Origin of the sequence: Micromonospora sp. NPDC048947, from assembly GCF_040649495.1 — a bacterium.
In the GTDB taxonomy this organism is placed as follows: Bacteria; Actinomycetota; Actinomycetes; order Mycobacteriales; family Micromonosporaceae; genus Micromonospora; species Micromonospora alfalfae.
Genome location: NZ_JBEZFO010000004.1, coordinates 210,698 through 230,166, shown reverse-complemented (window position 1 = coordinate 230,166; position 19,469 = coordinate 210,698). Strand labels below are relative to the sequence as shown.

The following is a 19,469-nucleotide window of genomic DNA, read 5'->3' as shown; positions in this document are numbered from 1 at the left end:
ACAAGAACATCGTGTCCTGGCACGTGTACGACAAGGGCAGCCACTTCGCCGCGCACGCCCCCGACCCGCTGGTGAGCAGCATCCGTGGCTTCTTGCGCCAACTCCACTGACCCACACCCAGCAGGTACGCCCGCCGCGCATACCCCTGATCTCGACCCTCCGGGAAGGCCACCCGTGCAAACCCTGACCCGCCGCGCCCTCAACCGCGCCACCCTTGAGCGGCAGTTGCTCCTGCGCCGCGCCGACCTCACCCCGCTGCAGGCCATCGAGCACCTCGTCGGCCTGCAGGCCCAGACCCCGCACACCTGGTACGTGGGGCTGTGGACCCGGCTCACCGAGTGCCGACCCGAGGACATCGGGGCGCTACTCACCGAACGACGGGCAGTGCGGATCGCGCTCATGCGCTCGACGATCCATCTCGTCAGCGCGTCCGACGCGCTGGCGCTACGCCCGCTCGTACAGCCGGCGTTGGACCGCGACCTGTTCACCAACCACACACACGGCCGGCCCATGCGCGGCCTGGACACCGCGGAGCTCGTCGCTGCAGGCCGGGAACTCCTCGACGAGCAGCCGCGTACCCCGGGCGAACTGGGCCGCTTGCTGGCCCAGCGGTGGCCAGATCGGAACCCCGCGAGCCTCGCCTACGCGGTTCGCAACCTGCTGCCGGTCGTGCAAACCCCGCCGCGCGGCGTGTGGGGCGCCAGTGGCCAACCCGTCCACGCACCGCTCGAATCGTGGGTCGGCGCGCCGCTACGCACCGACCAGCCGATCGACCAGATGCTCCTGCGATACCTGGCCGCGTTCGGCCCGGCGACAGTACGCGACGCGCAGACCTGGTGCGGTCTCACCCGACTGGCGGAGGTGCTCGACCGGCTCCGGCCCCGCCTGGCCACGTTCCGCGACGAGAACGGCGTCGAACTGTTCGACCTACCCGACGCACCCCGACCCGACCCCCAGGTCAACGCGCCTGCCCGGTATCTGTACGACTTCGACAACCTGCTGCTGTCTCACCACGACCGCTCCAGGGTGGTCACCGACGGCCTCCGCCAGCAGAACTTCGCCCCGCACGGCTCGGTCCCCCGCCTGGTACTCCTCGACGGCTTCACCGCGGCAACCTGGACGTTCGCCACGGCACGAGGCGCGGCGTCCCTGACCGTGCACCCATTCGAGCCACTGTCCGCAGCCGACCGCGAGGCATTGACCACCGAGGGCGGCGAGCTGCTGGACCTACTCGCCCCCAAAGCGTCACACGAAATCCGTTTCGCCACACCGACCTGAGGACCGCACTGCCGACAATGGAGGCCACGCTGCCGCGAATGCGGCAACTCAGGGCGGGCAAAAGCCGTACACGGGTCATGGGTCGTTCCTGAGACCGGGATTCCTTCGGGCGCGGCACCCACCCTGACCTGGGGAAACCTGGATCCGCCTTGCCCACCGCGCAGGATCTGCACACCACCGCGCTGGTGCGTGCGCTCGGCATCTGGCTCGGCCACCCGGCCTGAGCGGCGCATTAACTGTCGTCTCAGATTCGCTCGGTACGAAGTCGGCATCAGATAAGCGATGTGACCCGTATGGAGGAAGCTAGTGATGGCAGTCAAGGCAGCGCCGCCCGGGGAAGCGCCGGCCGGTCGCTTGGCAGGCCGGTGGGTGCCGTGGTTGGTGATCGGGTTGTGGGTGGCGCTGGCGGCGGTCATGGTGCCGCTGAGCGGGAAGTTGAGCTCGGTAACCACCGACAGAGCCGTGGACACGCTGCCGGCCAGCGCCGAGTCCACCAAGGTGGCGGTGCTGGAGGACAGCCTCCCCGGCGGTGAGGACAACACGTTCGTCTTCGTGTACCACCGCGCCGGCGGCATGACCGACGCCGACCGCGCGTCGGTCGAGCGCCACCACGACACCCTTGCCAAGCGGTACCCGCCAAAGGCGACGGCGGCGGGCGGCGAGGACGACGAGGGCCCGGCGACGAGACCCTCCACCGACGGCAAGGCGATGATGTTCACCCTCGACGTGAGCACGACCTACGGCGCACCAGAGAGCCTCGTCGGCCCGTTGCGTGAGGCTGCGAAGGACCGCCCCGCCGGCCTGGAACTCGACGTGACCGGACCCGCCGCGGTCGACGGCGACATGGACGCCGTCTTCGACGGCATCGACCTGCAGGTCTTCCTCACCACCGTCGTCGTCGTCACGCTCCTGCTGTTCCTCACCTACCGCAGCCCGGTGTTGTGGCTCATCCCGCTCATGGCTGTGGGCGCGGCCGCACTGACCGCGATGGCGACCGTCTACCTGCTCGTCAAGGGCTTCGGCATCGTGATCAACGACCAGAACTCGGCGCTGCTGACGATCCTGGTATTCGGCGTCGGCACGGACTACGCGCTGTTGCTCATCGCCCGGTACCGGGAGACACTGCACCACCACGAGAACGTCCGGGTCGCGATGGTCCACGCGCTACGCGGCGCGGCGCCGGCCATCGTCGCGTCCGCGGCCACCGTGATCGCTGGCCTGCTCTGCCTGCTCGTCGCCGACCTGAACAGCACCAGCGGGTTGGGCCCGATCGGCGCGGCCGGCATCCTGTGCGCGCTGGTGGCCATGCTGACGCTGTTCCCGGCGCTGCTCGTGGTGCTCGGCAGGCGGATCTTCTGGCCGGCCATCCCGCGGTTCGACACGGCCGTCCAGGAGAAGCCGGGGCTGTGGGGACGGCTCGGCACCGCCATCAGCCGCCGCCGGTGGGTGGCGACGCTCGGCTCACTCGGAGTCCTCGGCGTGCTCGCCATCGGGCTGGCGGGCAATACCGGCGCCCTGCGGGAGCAGGACCAGTTCCTGTCCGCGCCGGAGTCGGTCACCGGCTTCACCGTCCTCCGCCAACACTTCCCGGAGCTCGGCGGCCAGCCGATGACAATCTTCACGCGGCCGGCGCACCAGGAGCGGGTGCTCGACATCGTCCAGGGCACTAGCGGCGTGGCCCTGGCCGTCCCAGGGCAGACCAGCGGAGGCTGGGCCGACATCTCCGTGTTCCCGGCCGACGCGCCGGACACCGCCGCGGAGTACGACACGATCAAGCGGGTGCGTACCGCCGTGCACGCGGTGAACGGGGCGGAGGCGATCGTCGGCGGGCCGAGCGCGGAGAACCTCGACACCGAGGTCACCACCACCCGCGACGAGAAGCTGGTGATCCCGCTGGTGCTCACCGTCGTCCTGATCATCCTCGGGCTACTGCTGCGCGCGATCGTGGCCCCGCTGGTCCTGATGGCGACCGTGATCGTCTCGTTCGCCGCAGCCTTCGGCGGCAGCGTGTTCGTCTTCGACACGATCCTCGGGTTCGAGGGCGTCGACTATTCGGTGCCGCTGCTGGCGTTCCTGTTCCTGGTGGCGCTCGGCATCGACTACAACATTTTCCTGGCCAGCCGGGCCCGGGAGGAGACTGTGCGCCTCGGCACCAGAGAGGGCATGCTCAAAGCCCTCTCCGCCACCGGTGGCGTCATCACCTCGGCAGGGCTGGTCCTAGCGGCCACGTTCGCGGTTCTCGCCTCACTTCCGCTGGTGATGCTGATCGAGGTCGGGTTCCTGGTCGCCTTCGGCGTGCTGCTCGACGCCTTGCTGGTGCGGTCGGTCCTGGTGCCCGCCCTCACGCTGCTGATCGGCCGGCGGATGTGGTGGCCGAGCCGGTTGTCCCGACCGGTGGAGCTGCCGGACGATCAACGGCCGCTCGTGGAGGGGTCCGCGCCGCAACGGTGAGCGCGGCGGCACAGTCGAGATCCGGGACGGGCTCTTGCCCGTCCCGAATCTTTGTCATGGCCCGCGGCCGTCACCTGTCCGCCGCCCTTGTACTGCGCCGCCCGCTGCGGCGGGTCCTGGCACCGTGCGCCGTGGCGGTCCCGGCGCCGTGCCGCAGCGGGTCAGCGCGCCACCGTGTCCGCCACCGCGGTGAGCTGCGTGATCCGAGCGGGCGGGGCGGCGGCCGGAAGGATGATCCGCAGCAGCGCCCCACCGCGTGCCGACCGGGCGACGGTGACCCGCCCGGCGTGGGCGTCGACGACGCGCTGCACGATCGACAGCCCCAGACCTGATCCCGGCAGCGCCCGGGCGCTGTCGGCACGGTAGAACCGGTCGAACACCCGCGGTACGTCGGCGGCGTCGATGCCCGGCCCGGCGTCGTCGACCTCGAGGACCGCCGACGCGCCCTCGGCACGGAGCCGCACCTGGACCGGCTGGTCAGCGGGGGTCCACTTGCTGGCGTTGTCGATGAGGTTGAGCACCGCCCGCTGGAGCGCAGCGGGACGCCCGCTGACCCACACGGAGGTCACGTCGAGCGTGACCTCGATGTCGGGCACGCGGGAACGCGCCCGGGTCGCGGCGGCCACCACCACGTCGGCGAGATCGAGCAGCTCGGTGCTCTCGTCGCTGACGTCGCCGCGCGCCAGGTCGGTCAGCTCGGCGGCAAGGGTGCTCAACTCGGCCACCTGGGCGCCGAGATCGTTGAGCAGCCGGGTCCGGCTCTCCGCCGGCAGTGCGCTGTCCAGGGTGCCGCGCCGATCGAGCCGGATCAGCAGCTCAACGTTGAGGCGCAGGCTGGTGAGCGGGGTCTTGAGTTCGTGGGCGGCGTCCTCGGCGAGCAGCCGCTGTGCCCGCCGGGAGTCCCGGAGCGCGGCGAGCATGTCGTTGATTGACCGGATCAGCCGCCGGATCTCCCCACCGCCCTCGTCCGGGATGTCGGCGTCGAGGTCCCGCGTCTGCGCGACACGAACCGCGGCGGCAGTGAGCCGGTCGATCGGCGCCAGCCCGGTCCGCGCCACGGTCCGCCCGACAAGGGCACCCCCGACCACACAGAGCAGTCCGATCAGCAACATGCCCAGTCCGAACTGGTTGATCGGGCTGTCGTCACTGTTGCGGGCCACCTGGACCGCGCCGTCGCCCGCCCGCAGCGTGTAGATGAGGTAGCCGTCCTCATCGCTGTCGTTCGACTCCATCAGGTCGGCCGACGCGCCCTGCGCCACCCGCCTGGCGTGCCCGCTGACGGGGGGCAGCGCGGGTTGGCCGGCCGGCGTCCGGGTCGAACCGTCGGGCAGGATGACCCGCACCAGCCGACCGGATCCGGGATACGGCGGTAGCTGGAACTGCGCCAGATTGGTGTGCTCCACTGTCGTCGCCAGGACGCGGGAGTCCGCGCGTAGCTGATCCTCGGCGTTGTCCCGCAGCTCCGAGTCCAGCAGTTCGCTGGCCACCTGGAAGGCCACGAACACGCTGACCGCGATGGCCGTCGCCGCGATCACCGTCAGCCTGGTCCGCAGGGACCGCTGGCGCCACCATCGGCTCAGCCGGCGCGGTACCCGACCGGCGGGCCCGCTCACGGAGGAGTCTCCCGCAGCGTGTACCCCAAGCCGCGCAGCGTGTAAATCAATCGCGGCTCACCCTCGGCCTCCATCTTGCGGCGCAGATAGCTCACGTACACCTGAAGGTTGTTGGCGGTGGTGCTCATGTCGAAGCCCCAGATCGCCTCGAACAGCGCGTCACGGGTCAACACCCGGGTCGCATTGCGCATGAGGACCTGTAGCAGGGAGAACTCGGTCCGGGTCAGATACAGCGGCCGCCCACCCCGCCACGCCTCGAACCTGTCCGGATCGAGCCGAACGTCGGCGAACGACAGTATCTGCGACTCGTCGTCGCCGGGCGCGCGGCGGCGCAGCAGAGCCCGGACCCGGGCCAGCAACTCCTCGGTGGCGAACGGCTTGGGCAGGTAGTCGTCGGCGCCCGCGTCCAGCCCCGCGACCCGGTCGGAGACCTGATCCCGGGCGGTCAGCATCAGTACCGGCAGATCCCGACCCGCCGCCCGCAACCGCCGGCAGGTCTCCAACCCGCCGAGGCGGGGCATCATCACGTCGAGGATCAGCAGATCCGGCGCGGCGCCACCGATCCCGTCGAGCACGGCGAGACCGTTGGAGGCGGTGCTGGTGCCGTAGCCCTCGACCTGAAGCACCCGCTCCAGCGACTCACGGATGGCCGCCTCGTCATCGGCGATCATGATTCGCACGCCGGCCCGCTCCCTCCCGTTGATGCTTTTGGGCTCATCCTCCCCGATCAACCTGAGGGCAGGATTAATGCTGCAACGGCAGTAGCCGAATACGAGGGCTACTGTGGCGCATCGCGCCTCCTGGCAACGTCTGCCACTCAGTTTCTGTCACGGATACCCGGCCGGGCACGCTCATCGGCCATGAGCGGACGTCGGCGAGGCGCGACCGTACCGGTCGCTGCACGTCGGGTTGTCCAGCAACCGCACCGGATGCACGCACCCGGCCGTTCACCTTCGTCGCCGGTATCGGGCCGGCCCTGGTCCTCGTTCGCGCCCGGTCGTGAGCGACCGTGCGCGGACCGCCGCATGATGCAGTCCGGGGCAAGGCCACCTTGCCTGTCGCCCCAGACCAGGCCCACGGCGGGAGGAGTTTCCGGAGTAGCCCTCCAGACGGATCGGATCCAGGTATCGGACCGGGACGCGATCGCGACCCGTGATTCTGCTGGTGGGGTCGCAGGAAACGTAGGTGGCCAGGGGCGGGATGTCGAGGAGTTCGCCGCTGGCATTGCTGCGGGACGTGTCGTCGCCGGTGCTGGCGAGGCCGGATTGGCAGCGGACGCAGCGGAACGCGAGCAGCGGAGAGTACGTGCGCCGAAGGGTCCAGGACGCAACGATATGAGGACGCGTAGACATGATCCCTCTGAAGATCTGACGGAAGGCATGGGAAAGGAGCCGACGGCGACGTCGGCGACCGATGCATGGAAAAGGTGTCAGGTCTAAAGAGCAGGCGGCGTCACGCGGAGTGAAGTCCTCTCGTGAGTGGATCGGAAAAGATAGATCCAATTGCAAGGTAGGGCCGGACGGGCTGGCGAGGCCACCCATTTTTGTCGTGGTACCGCGCAGTGAGGGTTGAGGTCGGCGAACCGGCCATCGACCACGCGTCGTTCGCCCTCGCAGCCTCTCCAGCTCGCGCTGGCCCGCCTCGGCCTGGGCCCCGGCGACGTGATCCACATCGGCAACTCGGCATCGTCCGATGTTGCCGGAGCCGCCGCTCTGGGTATCGACACGGCATTCCTCGACCGTGCTGGAGGCGGCCTGCCGCCGGGGGTCACGGCAACCTACACCGCGGCGACGCTGACGGCGCTGCTGCCCCAGGTGTTGCCGTGTTGAAAATCCTGGTCAGCGGCTGCCTTGGCGGCGCACCGATCCGGTTCAACGAGACTGGCGTGCCGATCGCCTCTTCGATCTGGCAGCGGTGGGTTTCACAAGGGCGCCTCGTGTCGCTGTGTCCAGAACTGGCCGTCGGATTCCCGGTGCCGCGCCCGCCAGCCGAGATCGTCGGCGGCAGCGCGGCCGATGTCCTCGACGGCCGCGCCCAAGTGCACGAAGCCTCGGGCCGTGACGTCACCGAACTGTTCCAGGCGGCGGCGCAGCGGGCGGTCGACAAGGCACTGCAGGTCGGCGTCGGGCTGGCCATCCTGGTCGAGGGCAGCCCTACCTGCGGTAGCACCTACGTACACGACGGAACCTTCACCGGCGTCACCGTCGCTGGGCGTGGCGTGGCGTCGCGGCCGAGGCCTTGCGCCGCCGGGGCATCCCGGTGTTTCCTCACCACGACCTGGACAGGGCAGCGCTGCTCTGGCGGAGCAGGAACGGCAGCGCGGCAACGGCTGACGTCCGCTCGTCGCAGCGTGCGGTATCACCTAACGCACTCACATCGGCACCCTGTATCCGCTTTACTCCCAGGCCGGATGCCCTATGGGAGACCGTACTCAGCGCCACCCTGTTGGGGACCCGTCGGGGCCCGGCTGTCTTCGATCCGTGGCGCATTCGCGGTTTGGAAGAGGGAATCGGCGCGGTGTTTGGCACGTCACGATTCCAGTTGCACCGAGAGATCACAGCATTATCGGGTCCGTCGGAGTTGGCCCGCCCCCTGGCCGATGGCGAGACAAGCCCGGCTGAACTGCCAGCCTGAAACGCGAACGGTGCGCGCTGCAGTGGATCTCAGCGCGCACCGTGCGGTAATGGTTCGTGTCCGAGGGCGACACGACCCGTTGCCCCACCGCCGATAACGCTCAGTGCGATTCTGGAGCTCGCACAAGCCTCGCTGTGGTGGTGACCTCCGAAGAGGTCACCACCAAGGACGCGCTGGCCACGGCGCCTGCGGCGGGATCGCACCAGGTAGTCGGCGACCGGGATTATCGAACGCCGGGCGCCTGACGCCCGTCTACCGAATGCTGGTGGATGGAAGCTCCCGGCCTACAGGTCGGCCTTCGTCACGCGGGAGGATTCGTACGTCGTGGAGGCCTGAGGGAGGCCCGGCACGGTGGAGACGTCCTTGACGAGCATGCCGGTCGTGGCGTCGATGGTCAGCACCTCGCTGCCCTCGCCGCCGAACACCTCGGGGCCGGCGGTGATCGTCAGCGTGGCCTTGCCGTGGGTCGTCGAGTTCTTGACGCTGACCGCGGAGATGGTGGACAGCAGACGCAGCACACCGGCCCGGACCTGCGTGTTGCCGTCGCCAGCGGACAACGCTTGGGTGCTGTACGTCCACAGGGCGTTGTCGAAGTGCCGCTGAACGGCCTGGGGGCTGTACGGCTTCGGCTCGGCGTTACCGCCCTTCTGCTTGATGATCACCTGAACATCCGCCTGCTGCTTGTCCCACACCGCCTTCTGCGCTGCGGGGTCGAGGCCCACCAGCGGATCGTTGGCTGCCTTGAGCATCTGGGCACGGCCGTCGGCCGGGCTGCTGTCCGCCGCGGCGACGGCCGCCTTGAGGAGCGGAGCGTAGCCGCCGTCCGTCATCTGGTCCTGGTGACGGGCGATCGCACGCTTGATGTCCTTCACGCTGTTGCCCGTGTAGATCGCGTGACCATCGGTGTACAGCGTGTAGACGACCTGCATGGTCTTGGTGCCGTGGACCTGCGTCGCCTTCACCAGCCACGCGTCGCCCGTCGACGGGGTGACCGTCTTGATGGACCCGGCCAGGGTCATCAGCGGCGCGCGCTCGGCGGACCCGTCGACGGTGGTCGAGCCCGAGGTGGCGGCTGGCGAATCCTTGCTGGCCTCCACTCCCCCGGTCGCCGGCGAGTTGAGCACCACAGCGACAACTGCCGCCGCGGCGGCAACCCCCACCCCGGCGCCGATGCCCAATCGGCCCGCGACGCTGATCCTGCGGCGGCGCTGAAGCGCCGGGCTGGATTCGTGGTCCCGCGTGGTTGTCGTCGTTTCCATTGTTGAAGTCGCCTCCATAGTCGTGTCCTCCGCTGATTTCGCGCCCAGCAGCCGCACGGTTCCGGGGTCGGCCATAGCCGCCCGCAGCACCGCCCGCGCCCGCTGATACGCCTCCGGGCGTAGTGGTTCTGCGCTGCCCAACGCACCGACCAGATCAAGCTCGTCGGTCATCGGTGTCTCTCCTTCGCGCTGTTGCGGTCCTTCAGAAGCGCGGACACCCCCGGGGCGTCGCGCAACGCCGTCCTGGCCTGGCTCAGCAACCGCCGCGCGGTGCCGGCCGGTATGCCGAGGGCCCGCGCGGCGTCGGCTGCGGTCAGGTCCTCCCAGGCGACGAGCCTCAGGACCTCCCGCTCTTCGGGTTTGAGCCGCGTCAGGGCCGACCGGAGCACCGCCCGGGCGTCCACGCCGAGGTCCACCGCCGACCACGGATCCCATCCAGCAGCCACGTCCGGCACGTCCGCCACCAGGTCCTCGGCCGGTCGGGACCGCCAGTAGCGCCGCAAGCGATTCAATGCCACCCCGTACAGCCACGGCCGTGCATCGTTGTACGACCGGTCGTACGATCGCCGCGACTCGAACGCCGCAACCCAAACCTCGCCCAGGAGGTCCTCAGCCGCATCCCGCCCAGCCCGGCGAACGAGGTACGAACCGACGGCGGCCTCATGACGCTCGACCACCTCTACGAAGGCGTCGACATCGCCATCCAGCGACCGGCCTATCAAATCCGCATCCGAAGCCATGGCCCTCCTCGGCAAAGTCCGTGCTTCACCCTGACATTGCCGATCAGGCGGGAAAGTGTTCAGGCGCCGAGGGCCGACGGCAAGCGGTCGCCCAATAGCGACCTCTCGGCGGCATGAGCGGCTGCGACGCTGTCAGCGTGGGGCCCAAGCGTGGGGCCCAGGCCAGGGGCCGGGAGTCGAAGTTGGAAGGGAGCGGCAGCGTCGCGTCAGCGAGGCTCCCCGCCCACATCGGCAGTCTCCCCGCCGTTTCAGGGCTGGGTCTGGTTCTCGATGGGGCTGCCAGGGGGGGCGCCGAGAAGTGGCGGCTCACCCGATTTAGGCACGGCGACCGGGCCTACCGATCCGAGACCGCCCGACGAGCGGCCCTACCTGCCTGGCTCTACGCTTGCAATCACCGCCGCCATCACGCCGCACTCGGGATACTCGCTGCTGCCGACGCAAGGGCGACTAAGTGTGCGGACACTCACGGTCGGCGGGAGATCGCTACCCTCGTAGTCCATTGAGCGGGGAGGGGCCAGCATGGCGGCGCTGGTCGAGCACACCGAGCTGTACGTCGATGTCGACTATCGACTGTTCGCGATGATCGACGACAGCAACGACCGGCGCAACGTTCCACCCTCACCGCACGAGCTCGATCAATGGGTCAGCTCGGCGCCGGGCTACGTGGTGGTCGAGAACATCGACGACGCCATGGTGCTGGGTAGCGACACCCGGCTGGAGACCTGGGACGGGCCGGCCGACTTCGATCCGGCCGGCTGGGACCGCAGCCACGTGCTCGAGGTGGTCTTCGAGTCGGGCATCCTCGGGTTCTCCAGCGGCACGGCCGGCGGCATCGCCGACGCCTACCGCCTTCCGCCGGGCCGCCGGTGGCGCGTACGGCTGGCCTGGCACACCGAGGCGCCACCCGCTCCGGACGAGCTGCCGACCGCGTCGGTCCTCATCCAGTTCAGCCCCGCCTGAGCGGCCGGGCCGACACTTCGCGGTCGGGCGTGTCTGTCCCCGTGAGTTCGGCTACCCCCACGGGGACGCTGACTCTCGGCGCTACTCAGTGCTGAAAGCGGGCCGGCACCCACCGGCTGCGGGCCCGGGCGACCGTGGTCACGGCGATCCGGCGACGCACGATCAGTGCCGCGACGACACCCCCGGCCAAGGCCAGAATGCTGGCCGTCGGCACGGGGTTTGGCGGGCGGAGCCTCCCGCCTGGCGCACCCGCGGCGGGGTGCCTCCCGTACGCGGGTCCCACGCGTTGTGATCGAGTGGCGCAGGCGGTGCCAGGGTGTCTCGGGCGTACAGGTCGGGTCGTCGATGGAAACGTCCGAACCGTGGAGGTCCGCAGACACGAGTCCGTCCGGCTGCCAGTCTTCTCACTGCTCATGGCATCGCCTGCTGCACGGCGGCGGACGGTGAGCACCGTGGCGCAGCTGGCCGAAGTCTTGGCCGACGCCGCGACCAGTGCGAGGTCACTGTCCCGAACATGTGGGGGTGGCGGACACGGTACGGACCGCGTACCGCTGCCGAGGATCCTCGGAGGAGCGGGCGACCGAGCATCTGATGTGGGCAACATTCGACGCCACAGACCTCACAGGACGGATGCGACCCTTCCACTGAACTCAGCGATGCAGATGGAGCCGGTCACCGCCGTGAACGACACCCCTCCGGAGCGGTTCCCGTACGAATGGCGGGCCGCGACAGCATGCTTCCTCAGGCTGAGCGGCTGGCGTTGCCCTGACCGTCGGTAGCGAGTTGCAGATGCCTCGAAAACCGACGCTGTCCGTGTTCATCACATGACCTGAAGTGATGATGGCCAAAGTTACGCTGCCCTGACGTGCGCGAGCGAGCCGAGCTTTGCCGATTCCGGAGGTGCCACCACGATGGACAGCCGAATAGCACGTCCCGCGACCCTCCTGTTGGCGGCGCTGTGCGCACTGTTGCTGCTCGGCGTCGACGCGGTGCTGGGTACGGTCGCGCCGGTACGGGCCAGTAGCGCCACCGCGACAGTCAGCGGCACTCTGACCGAACGGTCCGGCCGACCGGCTGGCCAGGTCAGGGTCACCCTCGCACCGGACTCCGGCGCCGAGCATCCGACCTACTCGACCACCACGGACCGGGCCGGCCGGTGGCGGGTGTCCGGGGTGTCGGCCGGGCGCTACCGGATCACCAACCAACTGCCCGGCGTGTTCCGGCCGCGCTACTACCCGAGCCGGCTCGGATTCCCCTGGGGAGCTGTCACCGTGCCGACCCGTGGCCGGCTCGTCGTCGACGACGTGCTTCCTCCGGCCGGCCGGATCCGGTTCGTCGCGGCCGACGCGGCCACCGGCGCCGAGGTGCGGAACTTCTGTGTGCAGGACCCGATGGAGCTCGGCCTCATCTGCACCAACCCCGCCGGGACCTTCCCGAACGGGTATGTCGACCTGGAGGTGCCGCCCGGCCACTACCGATTCACCGGTGCCGCGAACGACGGCGTACACGAGGGTGGGATGGTCGAGGCGACCGCGGTCGCCGGGCGGGTGACCCACGCGACGCTGCCGGTCCAGCCGCCCGGTAACGAACTACGCGTGACACTGCGAGACCGGGCGACCGGCGCGCCGGTGCCCAACGCGGGAATCATCGCCATCTCGGTGGACAAGCGGTTCCCCGACATCTATGACGCCAACGAGATCTCCGACGAGAACGGGGTGGTGCGGTTCCGGAGCCTCCACCCGGACCGGTACAACATCTGGGCCGGCGGCTCGGCCGAGGGGCACGGCGCGCAGTGGGTCGGCCCGAGCGGTGGCACCGGCGACCGGACCAAGGCACTGGTGGTCGCGCCAGGGCCCGGGATCACCACGCTGCCCGACATCCTGTTGGACCGGGCTGGGTCGATCACCGGGTCGATCACCGACGCGGTCACCGGCCAGCCGGTGTCGGTGACCGTCGCGCTGACGACCTACGATCCGTTCTGGTACGAGACCACCCGGAAGGTTCCCGGCGACGGCTCGTACACCTTTAGCGGGCTCGGCCCGTACGAGTGGTCACTTGCGTTCATCCCACCGGGCAACGGCGGCGCCAACAGCGTCTACGCCACCCAGTGGTCCGGTGGGGCGCCGAACAGCGTCAAGGCGACCCGGATCAAGGTCGTCGCAGGCGGCATCACCGTGGCGAACGAGCGGATGAGCGCCGGCACCGCCGTATCCGGCCAAGCCAACGGCCTCCCGGTGTACGGCTACAGCTACCCCGTCTACGTCTACAACGCCGACACCGGCGACATCGTCGCGGTCGACGAGAACGTCGAGGACGGCCGGTACGACGCCCGACTCCTGCCCGGCCAGCGGGTCCGGCTCTGCCTGCACCCCGACCGCTGCTACCCGAACTACGTCCGGCAGGTCGACGCGTCCGCCATCCGGGTGGGCACCTCGCCGTTCACCGTCAACTTTCCCGGCCGGCGGGGCTGAGCCGGGACGAGCACCGGCGCCGCCCGCGTACCCCGGTCCGGGCCGGGTCAGCGTTCATTGCCGACTTCCGCCAAGCGAGTGCGCAGGTAGGGGTGGGTGCCCCAGCCTCGCCAGTCGCAGACCTGGTATTCGTCGAGGCCGGCCTCGTTCTTGGCCTGTTGGAGGCGCTCTTCGATTGCCCACCGTGTCCCGGCGACGCGGGCCAGGTCGAGCAGGCGGGCCTTCTTGGCCGAAGCGGACGCCGAGGAGGCGTTGCGGCTGGTCGAACCCCATGTGCGGAACTGCTGGTAGAACCTCTTTCGACGGTGCTGAGCGGGCCACCGCCGGCGCGATCCTTTCCGTCCGGCTCTTCGGGCGCCAGCAGATGCTGTTGTGGACGACTCGCCGCGCAATTGTCCCGATGACAAGGACCGGTACCCCCGGCGCCTATGACCCAGCGCCGGGGAGTGAGGTAGGCATCGGCGTTCCCGACGGGGTGGTGATCCGAGGCGAGGTAGATCTGTGTGATTGGCCCGGCTCATAACGAGCGAGCGGACCGGGCGACGGTGAGGGGCCACGCGTAAATGGGTGGCGAGGCGAACCTGACGACCGCGCGGCACATCGGTCTGTCGATCGAGGCCGGCGGCGCATCGGAGCCTGCTCGCTTTATATTGCTGCTCGGCACCAGCCGTCACGAGTGTGTCCTGGAACCGGACGAGGTGGTCTTCGACGTCGGCGGTCGGCACAGAACCCGCATGTACATGCTGGAGCAGTGGATCGCGCACCTCCACGGGCTACGCACTACCAGGGGCGGCACGGTCATGCTGCCGTACCACTTCGCCGACCAGTGCGGCGCTTGGCTCAGGGTCACCTCACCGGACGGCGTCACCGCAGAGGTTCAGGCGGGGTGGAGCCTGCTCAGCGAGTTCGGCGTCTTCTCCCTGACTACAAACGCACCCTCATCGGCAAAGCCGCGAGCGTTTGCTAGGTCCCGGACGCCATTACGCGGCGAGGATGTAGTAGGGGTGGCGGTCGAGGTTCTTGCGGGCTCGGTCGTAACGCATGGTGGTTCGGGGGTCCGGGTGGCGGGCGGCGATCTGCAGGTCTCGGAGGCTGACGCCCGCGTCGAGCATGGTGGACACGAAGGTGTGGCGCAGAGTTATGCAGCGAGGCCGGACGAACGTGCGGCGGCAGCGCGTACGAACTCGAGGAATAGTCAACGCCTGTGAAGCCGGATCAGTCCTCGCGGGCAATGTCGATGCGCAGGGCGACTGGTAAACCATCGACATCCACGTCCAAATGGACAGGAAAGAAGCCGTCACCGACTGACGTCATCGCCATCAGGATGTCCGCTCCGCCGACCTGGATCACGCCGGCCTCGTGTTCTGAGGCCCTGACCAGACCCATCACCTGCCAGTGATGCGAGTGCGGGCGGAAGTCGAACGCGAATTTCGGTCCGCCGGGTTCGTTTCTCCGCGTCTCGGGTGACACGCAGCGGGCGACCAGCTGGTACCTCGATCGGCAGCACCGGTACGCCCATGACGATAAATCCGGGTTCCCGGGCCGCGACCGCGTGCCGGACGCGTTCCCGGTGCGGGAACTGCTGCCTGAACGCGCGCAGGCTTGCGCCGTGCCCGTGCTCGCGGCAGTGTTCGTCGAACGTGGCGGTGAACTCGGCGACGGCGTGGGCGGGGATGTCGTACAGCCGGGTTCCGGTCTGCCGGTCAAAGGAGTCCGCCGCGGCCTCGGCGTCCGGCCCCACGATCGCGAAGTCGGTTGCCGGGCGCTCCTCGTCGTCCGGCACCCGGTCGCCGGACCACAGTTCGAGGTAACCACCATCCATGATCACCAAATGCCCGGATGGACACGTCACCTCACCGAGCACCACTTCGACCGCCATGATCAGGAGTGCAGGGTCGGCAACGTCGTTCAGGTACGCGAGGCGACAGGCCTCTGCTGCTGAGCGCCATTGCGGTTCTGGACCTGCACAAAACCCGCTGGCCGATCAGCGCGAAGTCCAGCGAAAGTTCGGCACACAATTGCTTGCCGGATTTTGCGGATTTCTGGTACTGCCTCTGGGAGTACGACGCCACTCTCTTCGGCAGATGAGGATGGGTTCGCACGGGCTGCGGTCGTGGCCGGCATGGGCTGGCTGAGCCCGACGTCTACCGGCAACTCGGACTCCGACTCACCTACCAGACCGAAACGCAAACGGTGTGCGCTGCAGTCGATCTCAGCGCACACCGTGAAGCAAATGAATTGTGTCCGAGGGGGACACGACCCGTTGCCCCACGGCCGATGACCATGAGGAAGACATTGGCCCTCACGCAAGGGTAGTCGCACCGGTGACCTCTTCGAATCCGCCGACGAGGTCACCGTGCATTTGGGGAGGATGTCCCCGCGCGAAGTAGGCCGCGGCCCGGCGCGAGATCTCGTTTTCCACCCCTCCAGGCTCCACATATCCTTGCGCAGCGCCGGGAGCTCCTTATACCCGACAGGGTCGAGCTCCGCATCCCCACCGACGACACCAGGGGCCGAGCCCCGCGGCGGCAGGCACCCCCGCCGGGGACGCGCTCCGCATGCTCGCCAGCTGGGCCGCGACCAAGCCGTTCGAGGAGGGTGGCCTTGCCTTCGACATCTCGACCGGCGAGTTCCTGACCGGCAAGCCCACTCAAACCGCCGGCCGGCACACCTTTGAGCAGTACCGGGACCAGATTCTGCGCGGCAGGCGAGGCTTCTGCTCGCGTTTGCGCCGGTCAGGTCCTCATGGTCACAGCGGCGGTAAACGCCTCGTGGCATCCGACTCGCGGCAGATCCGGACGTCCGGACCAGGTGCACCGGTGATCGGACCGTGAGGCCCGCAGTGGGAGGTCGACACGGCCGGGGCACGGTGTCTCCTCGATGAGACACCGCGCTCCGGCCGTTCGGGTCGATGTGGCTCTGCGTTCTCAGAGCCGGGTCATGGTGGAGGCGTAGCCGCCTCCGCCGGGGTAGGTCCATTCGCCGGTGACCGTGGTGTCGTCGGTGCTGAATGCGCCCTCGTAGTAGGCGGGGCTGCCTTTCGCACCGGCCCAGATGGTCAGCTTGTCACCGACGAGTTCGTAGACATAGTCGAAGGTGTTGCCGGCCGTGTCGTAGAACCGCGACACCACGTCCGCGCCGACCGGTTCGCCGAACGGGTGCAGATTGCCGATGACCTCCAGACCGGTGACGGGTTGGCCGAACTGGCTCAGTTCGACGTGCTGGAGCAGAAAGAATCGGCCGGCCATCCACTCGTACCGCACGGTTCCCTCGGCGCCGCCGGTCACCGACCAGGTGCCGACCAGACGGTCCAGAGCGGTCAGTTCGGCGCTCGGCTGGGTGTTCTCGGACATCGTGTCCTCCTCGGTAGGTGTTCGCCGCTACCTCGGAGGCGACGTCCGGGCCTTGACTTCGACGTTGCGTGATCCAGCTCACGCTGTAGAACGTCAAAGTTCGCGGTGCGGCCACGAGGTAGCGGCACGCACCCACCAAGGAGGAAGTCATGGCCACCGTCGCCGCCACCGTTCCCGCTGCCCGCCGCTCGTCCGACCGGTTACTCCTCGCTGGCACCCTTGCCGGGCCGGTCTTCTTCGCCTCGGCCGTGACGCAGATGCTCACGCGGGAGGGCTACGACATTACGCGGCACCCGATCAGCCAGTTGGCCACCGGAAGTCTCGGCTGGATCCAGATCACCACGTTCGTGCTCGCCGGCCTCGGCGGGATCGCCCTCGCCGTCGGCGTCCGACGTACGCTCACCGAGGGCACCGGCCGGCGTGTGCTGCCGATCTTCATCGGGATCTTCGGTGCCGGGCTCGTCGCGGCCGGGGTGTTCACGATGGATCCGGAGTACGGCTTCCCGGTAGGGACCCCTGACGGGCCCGTCGACGAGATGTCCTGGCACAGCATCGCGCACTCGGCGGCGGCGGCCATCGCCTTCACCGCGCTGGCCGTCGCCGCCATCGTGCTGACCATCCGGTACGTCCGCCGTCGGGCCGCCCTGCCGGCGGCGCTGAACGGCCTCGCCGCGCTCATCCTGCTGATGCCGATGTCGCCGGACCACATGAGCATCCAGATCGCCGTGAACGGCCTGGTCGCCTTCACCTGGACGACGGTCGTCGCCCTCTCCCTGCGCCGTGCGAGCTGATCGGCGTAGCGTGACCCGAGCCCCGCGAACACAAGGATAATCATGAAGTATCTGCTGCTCAGCTACACGCCGGCCGCCGCCTGGGACGCCGCGACCGCCGACACCCCGTCTGAGGAGGCGCTGGCCGCGTTCGCCGCGTACCAGCGGTTCGAACAGGAGCTGATCGAGACCGGCGAGTTCGTCAGCAGCGAGGGACTCGGTCACCCGGCGGTCAGCACCACGGTCCGCAAGACCCCGACTGGCGTGGTGGCCACCGACGGCCCATTCGTCGAGCTCAAGGAGGTCCTGGCCAGCTTTGCCGTGATCGACGTGGACAACCAGGAGCGCGCCGTCGAAATCGTCTCGCGGATGGTCGAGGTTCTGGGCGAGCCGATGGAGATCCGGCCCATAATGGGCGCGGACTTCGCGGCATGACCCGCCGCGTCCAGCCTCGCCGGACGGCGGCAGGCCGGGAGGGCACCCGAACGGCAGTACCGGCGTGACGCCGGACGTCGAGCACCTGCTGCGCACCGAGGCGCCGCAGGTTCTCGGCGGGCTGGTGCGGCGCTTCGGTCGCTTCGATATCGCCGAGGACGCGGTACAGGAGGCACTGCTCGTCGCGAGCCGGGTGTGGCCGACGGACGGTGTGCCGGAGAACCCGCGTAGCTGGCTGATCCGGATCGGGTACCGGCGGATGGTGGACCTGCTCCGAACCGACCAGGCCCGACGCCGCCGTGAGCGGCACGCCGGGATGAGTGAGCTGGCGATGCGGGACCCGACCCGCCAGGCGGGCCCTGCGCTGGAGACAGACGACAGTCTCACGCTTCTGCTGCTTTGCTGTCACCCCGCGCTGAGCCCCACCTCCCAGGTGGCGCTCACGCTGCGCGCGGTCGGCGGCCTGACAACGGCGGAGATTGCACACGCGCACGGGACGACCGAGAACACCATTGGCGCCCGGATCAGCCGTGCCAAGCAGCAACTGGCCCGCGCCGGCGCCCGGTTCACCCCGCCGACCGACGCCGACCGCGACAGCCGGATGAACGCTGTCATGCAGGTGCTCTACCTGATCTTCAACGAGGGCTACACCGCCTCCACCGGAAACGCACTCACCCGCGTGGACCTGACCCGCGAGGCGATCCGGCTAACCCGCATGCTCCGCGCCTCCCTGCCGGACGACCCCGAGGTGACCGGGCTGCTCGCCCTGATGCTGCTCACCGAGTCGCGGCGCGCTGCCCGTACCGACGGCGACGAACTGGTGCCGCTGGACGAGCAGGACCGGACACGGTGGGATCCCGAGCTGATCCGCGAGGGCACGGAGCTTATCGACAGCGTCTGGCGGCGGCGCGAGGTCGGCGCGTACCAGCTGCAGGCGGCGATCGCGGCCGTGCATGCTGCGGCTGCGGCGCCGGACCGGACGGACTGGCCCCAGATCGCGGCGCTGTACCTGGGACTGGAACGGCTCAGTCCGACCGCGCCGGTACGGCTGAGCCGGGTGGTCGCAGTCGCGCACGCGTACGGGCCGGCCCGAGGGCTGGCCCTGCTCGACGACCTCAACCGGGGCTACCACCTCGACGAGAAACCGCTGACCCGGCAACGCGAACGCGCGATCCGCGCACACCTGCTTGAGATGACCGGTGACACGGCCGGCGCGGCGGCGTTGTACCGCGAAGCAGCCGCCCTAACCCACAACCAGGTCGAGCAGCGATACCTCCAACGCCGAGCCCACCGGCTCGGCTGACCGATCGTCGGCCGGTGCCCGCACATCGGCACGAGCGGACGTCAGCCGAGCACGACCGGTACCAGTAGTGCTGACGCCTTCGGGTCCGCCGAAGAGGTCTCCAGGCTGAAGGGCCTGGTCACGTCGCTGCCCGATGGCTCAGTGTCCCAACTGACCACGCCAGCTACTGAATCGGTGGCGCCCGAGAGCATTCGTCTCCAGC

16 protein-coding genes are annotated in these 19,469 nt (G+C 69.1%); 10 read left to right on the top strand and 6 right to left on the bottom strand.

Annotation, left to right across the window (positions count from 1 at the left end; all coding sequences use genetic code 11):
* Positions 1-174: 174 nt before the first annotated feature.
* Together AB0B98_RS08375 and AB0B98_RS08370 are read left to right on the top strand one after the other, a co-directional pair.
* Positions 175-1,278, top strand: coding sequence for a winged helix DNA-binding domain-containing protein (locus tag AB0B98_RS08375; RefSeq protein WP_357361543.1), 1,104 nt, complete (start codon positions 175-177; stop codon positions 1,276-1,278).
* A gap of 309 nt (positions 1,279-1,587) precedes the next feature.
* Complete coding sequence (locus AB0B98_RS08370) at positions 1,588-3,729, top strand: MMPL family transporter (protein ID WP_357361542.1); 2,142 nt, start codon at positions 1,588-1,590, stop codon at positions 3,727-3,729.
* A 161-nt stretch (positions 3,730-3,890) separates the two neighbouring features.
* Here the strand turns inward: AB0B98_RS08370 and AB0B98_RS08365 are convergent, their stop codons facing one another.
* Both AB0B98_RS08365 and AB0B98_RS08360 read right to left on the bottom strand, forming a co-directional pair.
* Positions 3,891-5,342 carry a HAMP domain-containing sensor histidine kinase gene (locus tag AB0B98_RS08365; protein ID WP_357361541.1) on the bottom strand — a complete coding sequence of 484 codons (1,452 nt, stop codon included), beginning with the start codon at positions 5,340-5,342 and terminating at the stop codon, positions 3,891-3,893.
* Positions 5,339-6,022: a response regulator transcription factor gene (locus tag AB0B98_RS08360; protein ID WP_308193568.1), complete on the bottom strand. Its 684-nt coding sequence runs from the start codon at positions 6,020-6,022 to the stop codon at positions 5,339-5,341. Before AB0B98_RS08360 ends, AB0B98_RS08365 begins: the two co-directional genes overlap by 4 nt.
* 881 nt (positions 6,023-6,903) lie before the next feature.
* Between AB0B98_RS08360 and AB0B98_RS08355 the strand changes: the two genes are divergently transcribed.
* Positions 6,904-8,073 carry a 2-thiouracil desulfurase family protein gene (locus tag AB0B98_RS08355; protein ID WP_357361540.1) on the top strand — a complete coding sequence of 390 codons (1,170 nt, stop codon included), beginning with the start codon at positions 6,904-6,906 and terminating at the stop codon, positions 8,071-8,073.
* Between the two features lie 187 nt (positions 8,074-8,260).
* On the opposite strand, the gene AB0B98_RS08350 is transcribed toward AB0B98_RS08355, so the two are convergent.
* Positions 8,261-9,406 carry a hypothetical protein gene (locus AB0B98_RS08350; protein WP_357361539.1) on the bottom strand — a complete coding sequence of 382 codons (1,146 nt, stop codon included), beginning with the start codon at positions 9,404-9,406 and terminating at the stop codon, positions 8,261-8,263.
* Positions 9,403-9,975: a sigma-70 family RNA polymerase sigma factor gene (locus AB0B98_RS08345; RefSeq protein WP_124771764.1), complete on the bottom strand. Its 573-nt coding sequence runs from the start codon at positions 9,973-9,975 to the stop codon at positions 9,403-9,405. Before AB0B98_RS08345 ends, AB0B98_RS08350 begins: the two co-directional genes overlap by 4 nt.
* Positions 9,976-10,494: 519 nt before the next feature.
* Here AB0B98_RS08345 and AB0B98_RS08340 point away from each other — a divergent pair.
* The 3 genes from AB0B98_RS08340 (at position 10,495) to AB0B98_RS08330 (ending at position 14,614) form a co-directional block, all read left to right on the top strand.
* On the top strand, positions 10,495-10,935 hold the full coding sequence (locus tag AB0B98_RS08340) for a hypothetical protein (protein WP_357361538.1): 441 nt from the start codon (positions 10,495-10,497) through the stop codon (positions 10,933-10,935).
* A 911-nt stretch (positions 10,936-11,846) separates the two neighbouring features.
* On the top strand, positions 11,847-13,406 hold the full coding sequence (locus AB0B98_RS08335; protein WP_357361537.1) for a carboxypeptidase-like regulatory domain-containing protein: 1,560 nt from the start codon (positions 11,847-11,849) through the stop codon (positions 13,404-13,406).
* 563 nt (positions 13,407-13,969) lie between these two features.
* On the top strand, positions 13,970-14,614 hold the full coding sequence (locus tag AB0B98_RS08330) for a hypothetical protein (protein ID WP_357361536.1): 645 nt from the start codon (positions 13,970-13,972) through the stop codon (positions 14,612-14,614).
* An 89-nt stretch (positions 14,615-14,703) separates the two neighbouring features.
* Here AB0B98_RS08330 and AB0B98_RS08325 read toward each other — a convergent pair whose 3' ends face one another.
* Positions 14,704-15,285, bottom strand: coding sequence for a hypothetical protein (locus tag AB0B98_RS08325; RefSeq protein ID WP_357361535.1), 582 nt, complete (start codon positions 15,283-15,285; stop codon positions 14,704-14,706).
* Between the two features lie 679 nt (positions 15,286-15,964).
* On the opposite strand from AB0B98_RS08325, the gene AB0B98_RS08320 reads away from it, so the two are divergent.
* Entirely contained in the window at positions 15,965-16,240 is a 276-nt protein-coding gene (locus AB0B98_RS08320; RefSeq protein WP_357361534.1) for a hypothetical protein, read from the top strand.
* Between the two features lie 93 nt (positions 16,241-16,333).
* Here AB0B98_RS08320 and AB0B98_RS08315 read toward each other — a convergent pair whose 3' ends face one another.
* Positions 16,334-16,759, bottom strand: coding sequence for a hypothetical protein (locus AB0B98_RS08315; protein WP_357361533.1), 426 nt, complete (start codon positions 16,757-16,759; stop codon positions 16,334-16,336).
* A 149-nt stretch (positions 16,760-16,908) separates the two neighbouring features.
* Between AB0B98_RS08315 and AB0B98_RS08310 the strand changes: the two genes are divergently transcribed.
* From AB0B98_RS08310 to AB0B98_RS08300, 3 genes are all read left to right on the top strand, one after another.
* Positions 16,909-17,550, top strand: a complete 642-nt coding sequence (locus AB0B98_RS08310; protein WP_357361532.1) for a DUF998 domain-containing protein — start codon at positions 16,909-16,911, stop codon at positions 17,548-17,550.
* A 42-nt stretch (positions 17,551-17,592) separates the two neighbouring features.
* Positions 17,593-17,964: a YciI family protein gene (locus tag AB0B98_RS08305; RefSeq protein WP_281565249.1), complete on the top strand. Its 372-nt coding sequence runs from the start codon at positions 17,593-17,595 to the stop codon at positions 17,962-17,964.
* Between the two features lie 64 nt (positions 17,965-18,028).
* On the top strand, positions 18,029-19,267 hold the full coding sequence (locus AB0B98_RS08300) for a sigma-70 family RNA polymerase sigma factor (RefSeq protein WP_357361531.1): 1,239 nt from the start codon (positions 18,029-18,031) through the stop codon (positions 19,265-19,267).
* Positions 19,268-19,469: the final 202 nt, after the last annotated feature.

What these genes read in the sequence shown, in the direction of transcription:
- AB0B98_RS08370 (WP_357361542.1), top strand. Translation starts at nt 1,588, where the DNA reads ATGGCAGTCAAGGCAGCGCCGCCCGGGGAAGCGCCGGCCGGTCGCTTG.
- AB0B98_RS08350 (WP_357361539.1), bottom strand. Translation starts at nt 9,406, where the DNA reads ATGACCGACGAGCTTGATCTGGTCGGTGCGTTGGGCAGCGCAGAACCA.
- AB0B98_RS08345 (WP_124771764.1), bottom strand. Translation starts at nt 9,975, where the DNA reads ATGGCTTCGGATGCGGATTTGATAGGCCGGTCGCTGGATGGCGATGTC.
- AB0B98_RS08340 (WP_357361538.1), top strand. Translation starts at nt 10,495, where the DNA reads ATGGCGGCGCTGGTCGAGCACACCGAGCTGTACGTCGATGTCGACTAT.
- AB0B98_RS08335 (WP_357361537.1), top strand. Translation starts at nt 11,847, where the DNA reads ATGGACAGCCGAATAGCACGTCCCGCGACCCTCCTGTTGGCGGCGCTG.
- AB0B98_RS08330 (WP_357361536.1), top strand. Translation starts at nt 13,970, where the DNA reads ATGGGTGGCGAGGCGAACCTGACGACCGCGCGGCACATCGGTCTGTCG.
- AB0B98_RS08325 (WP_357361535.1), bottom strand. Translation starts at nt 15,285, where the DNA reads ATGGCGGTCGAAGTGGTGCTCGGTGAGGTGACGTGTCCATCCGGGCAT.
- AB0B98_RS08320 (WP_357361534.1), top strand. Translation starts at nt 15,965, where the DNA reads ATGCTCGCCAGCTGGGCCGCGACCAAGCCGTTCGAGGAGGGTGGCCTT.
- AB0B98_RS08315 (WP_357361533.1), bottom strand. Translation starts at nt 16,759, where the DNA reads ATGTCCGAGAACACCCAGCCGAGCGCCGAACTGACCGCTCTGGACCGT.
- AB0B98_RS08310 (WP_357361532.1), top strand. Translation starts at nt 16,909, where the DNA reads ATGGCCACCGTCGCCGCCACCGTTCCCGCTGCCCGCCGCTCGTCCGAC.
- AB0B98_RS08305 (WP_281565249.1), top strand. Translation starts at nt 17,593, where the DNA reads ATGAAGTATCTGCTGCTCAGCTACACGCCGGCCGCCGCCTGGGACGCC.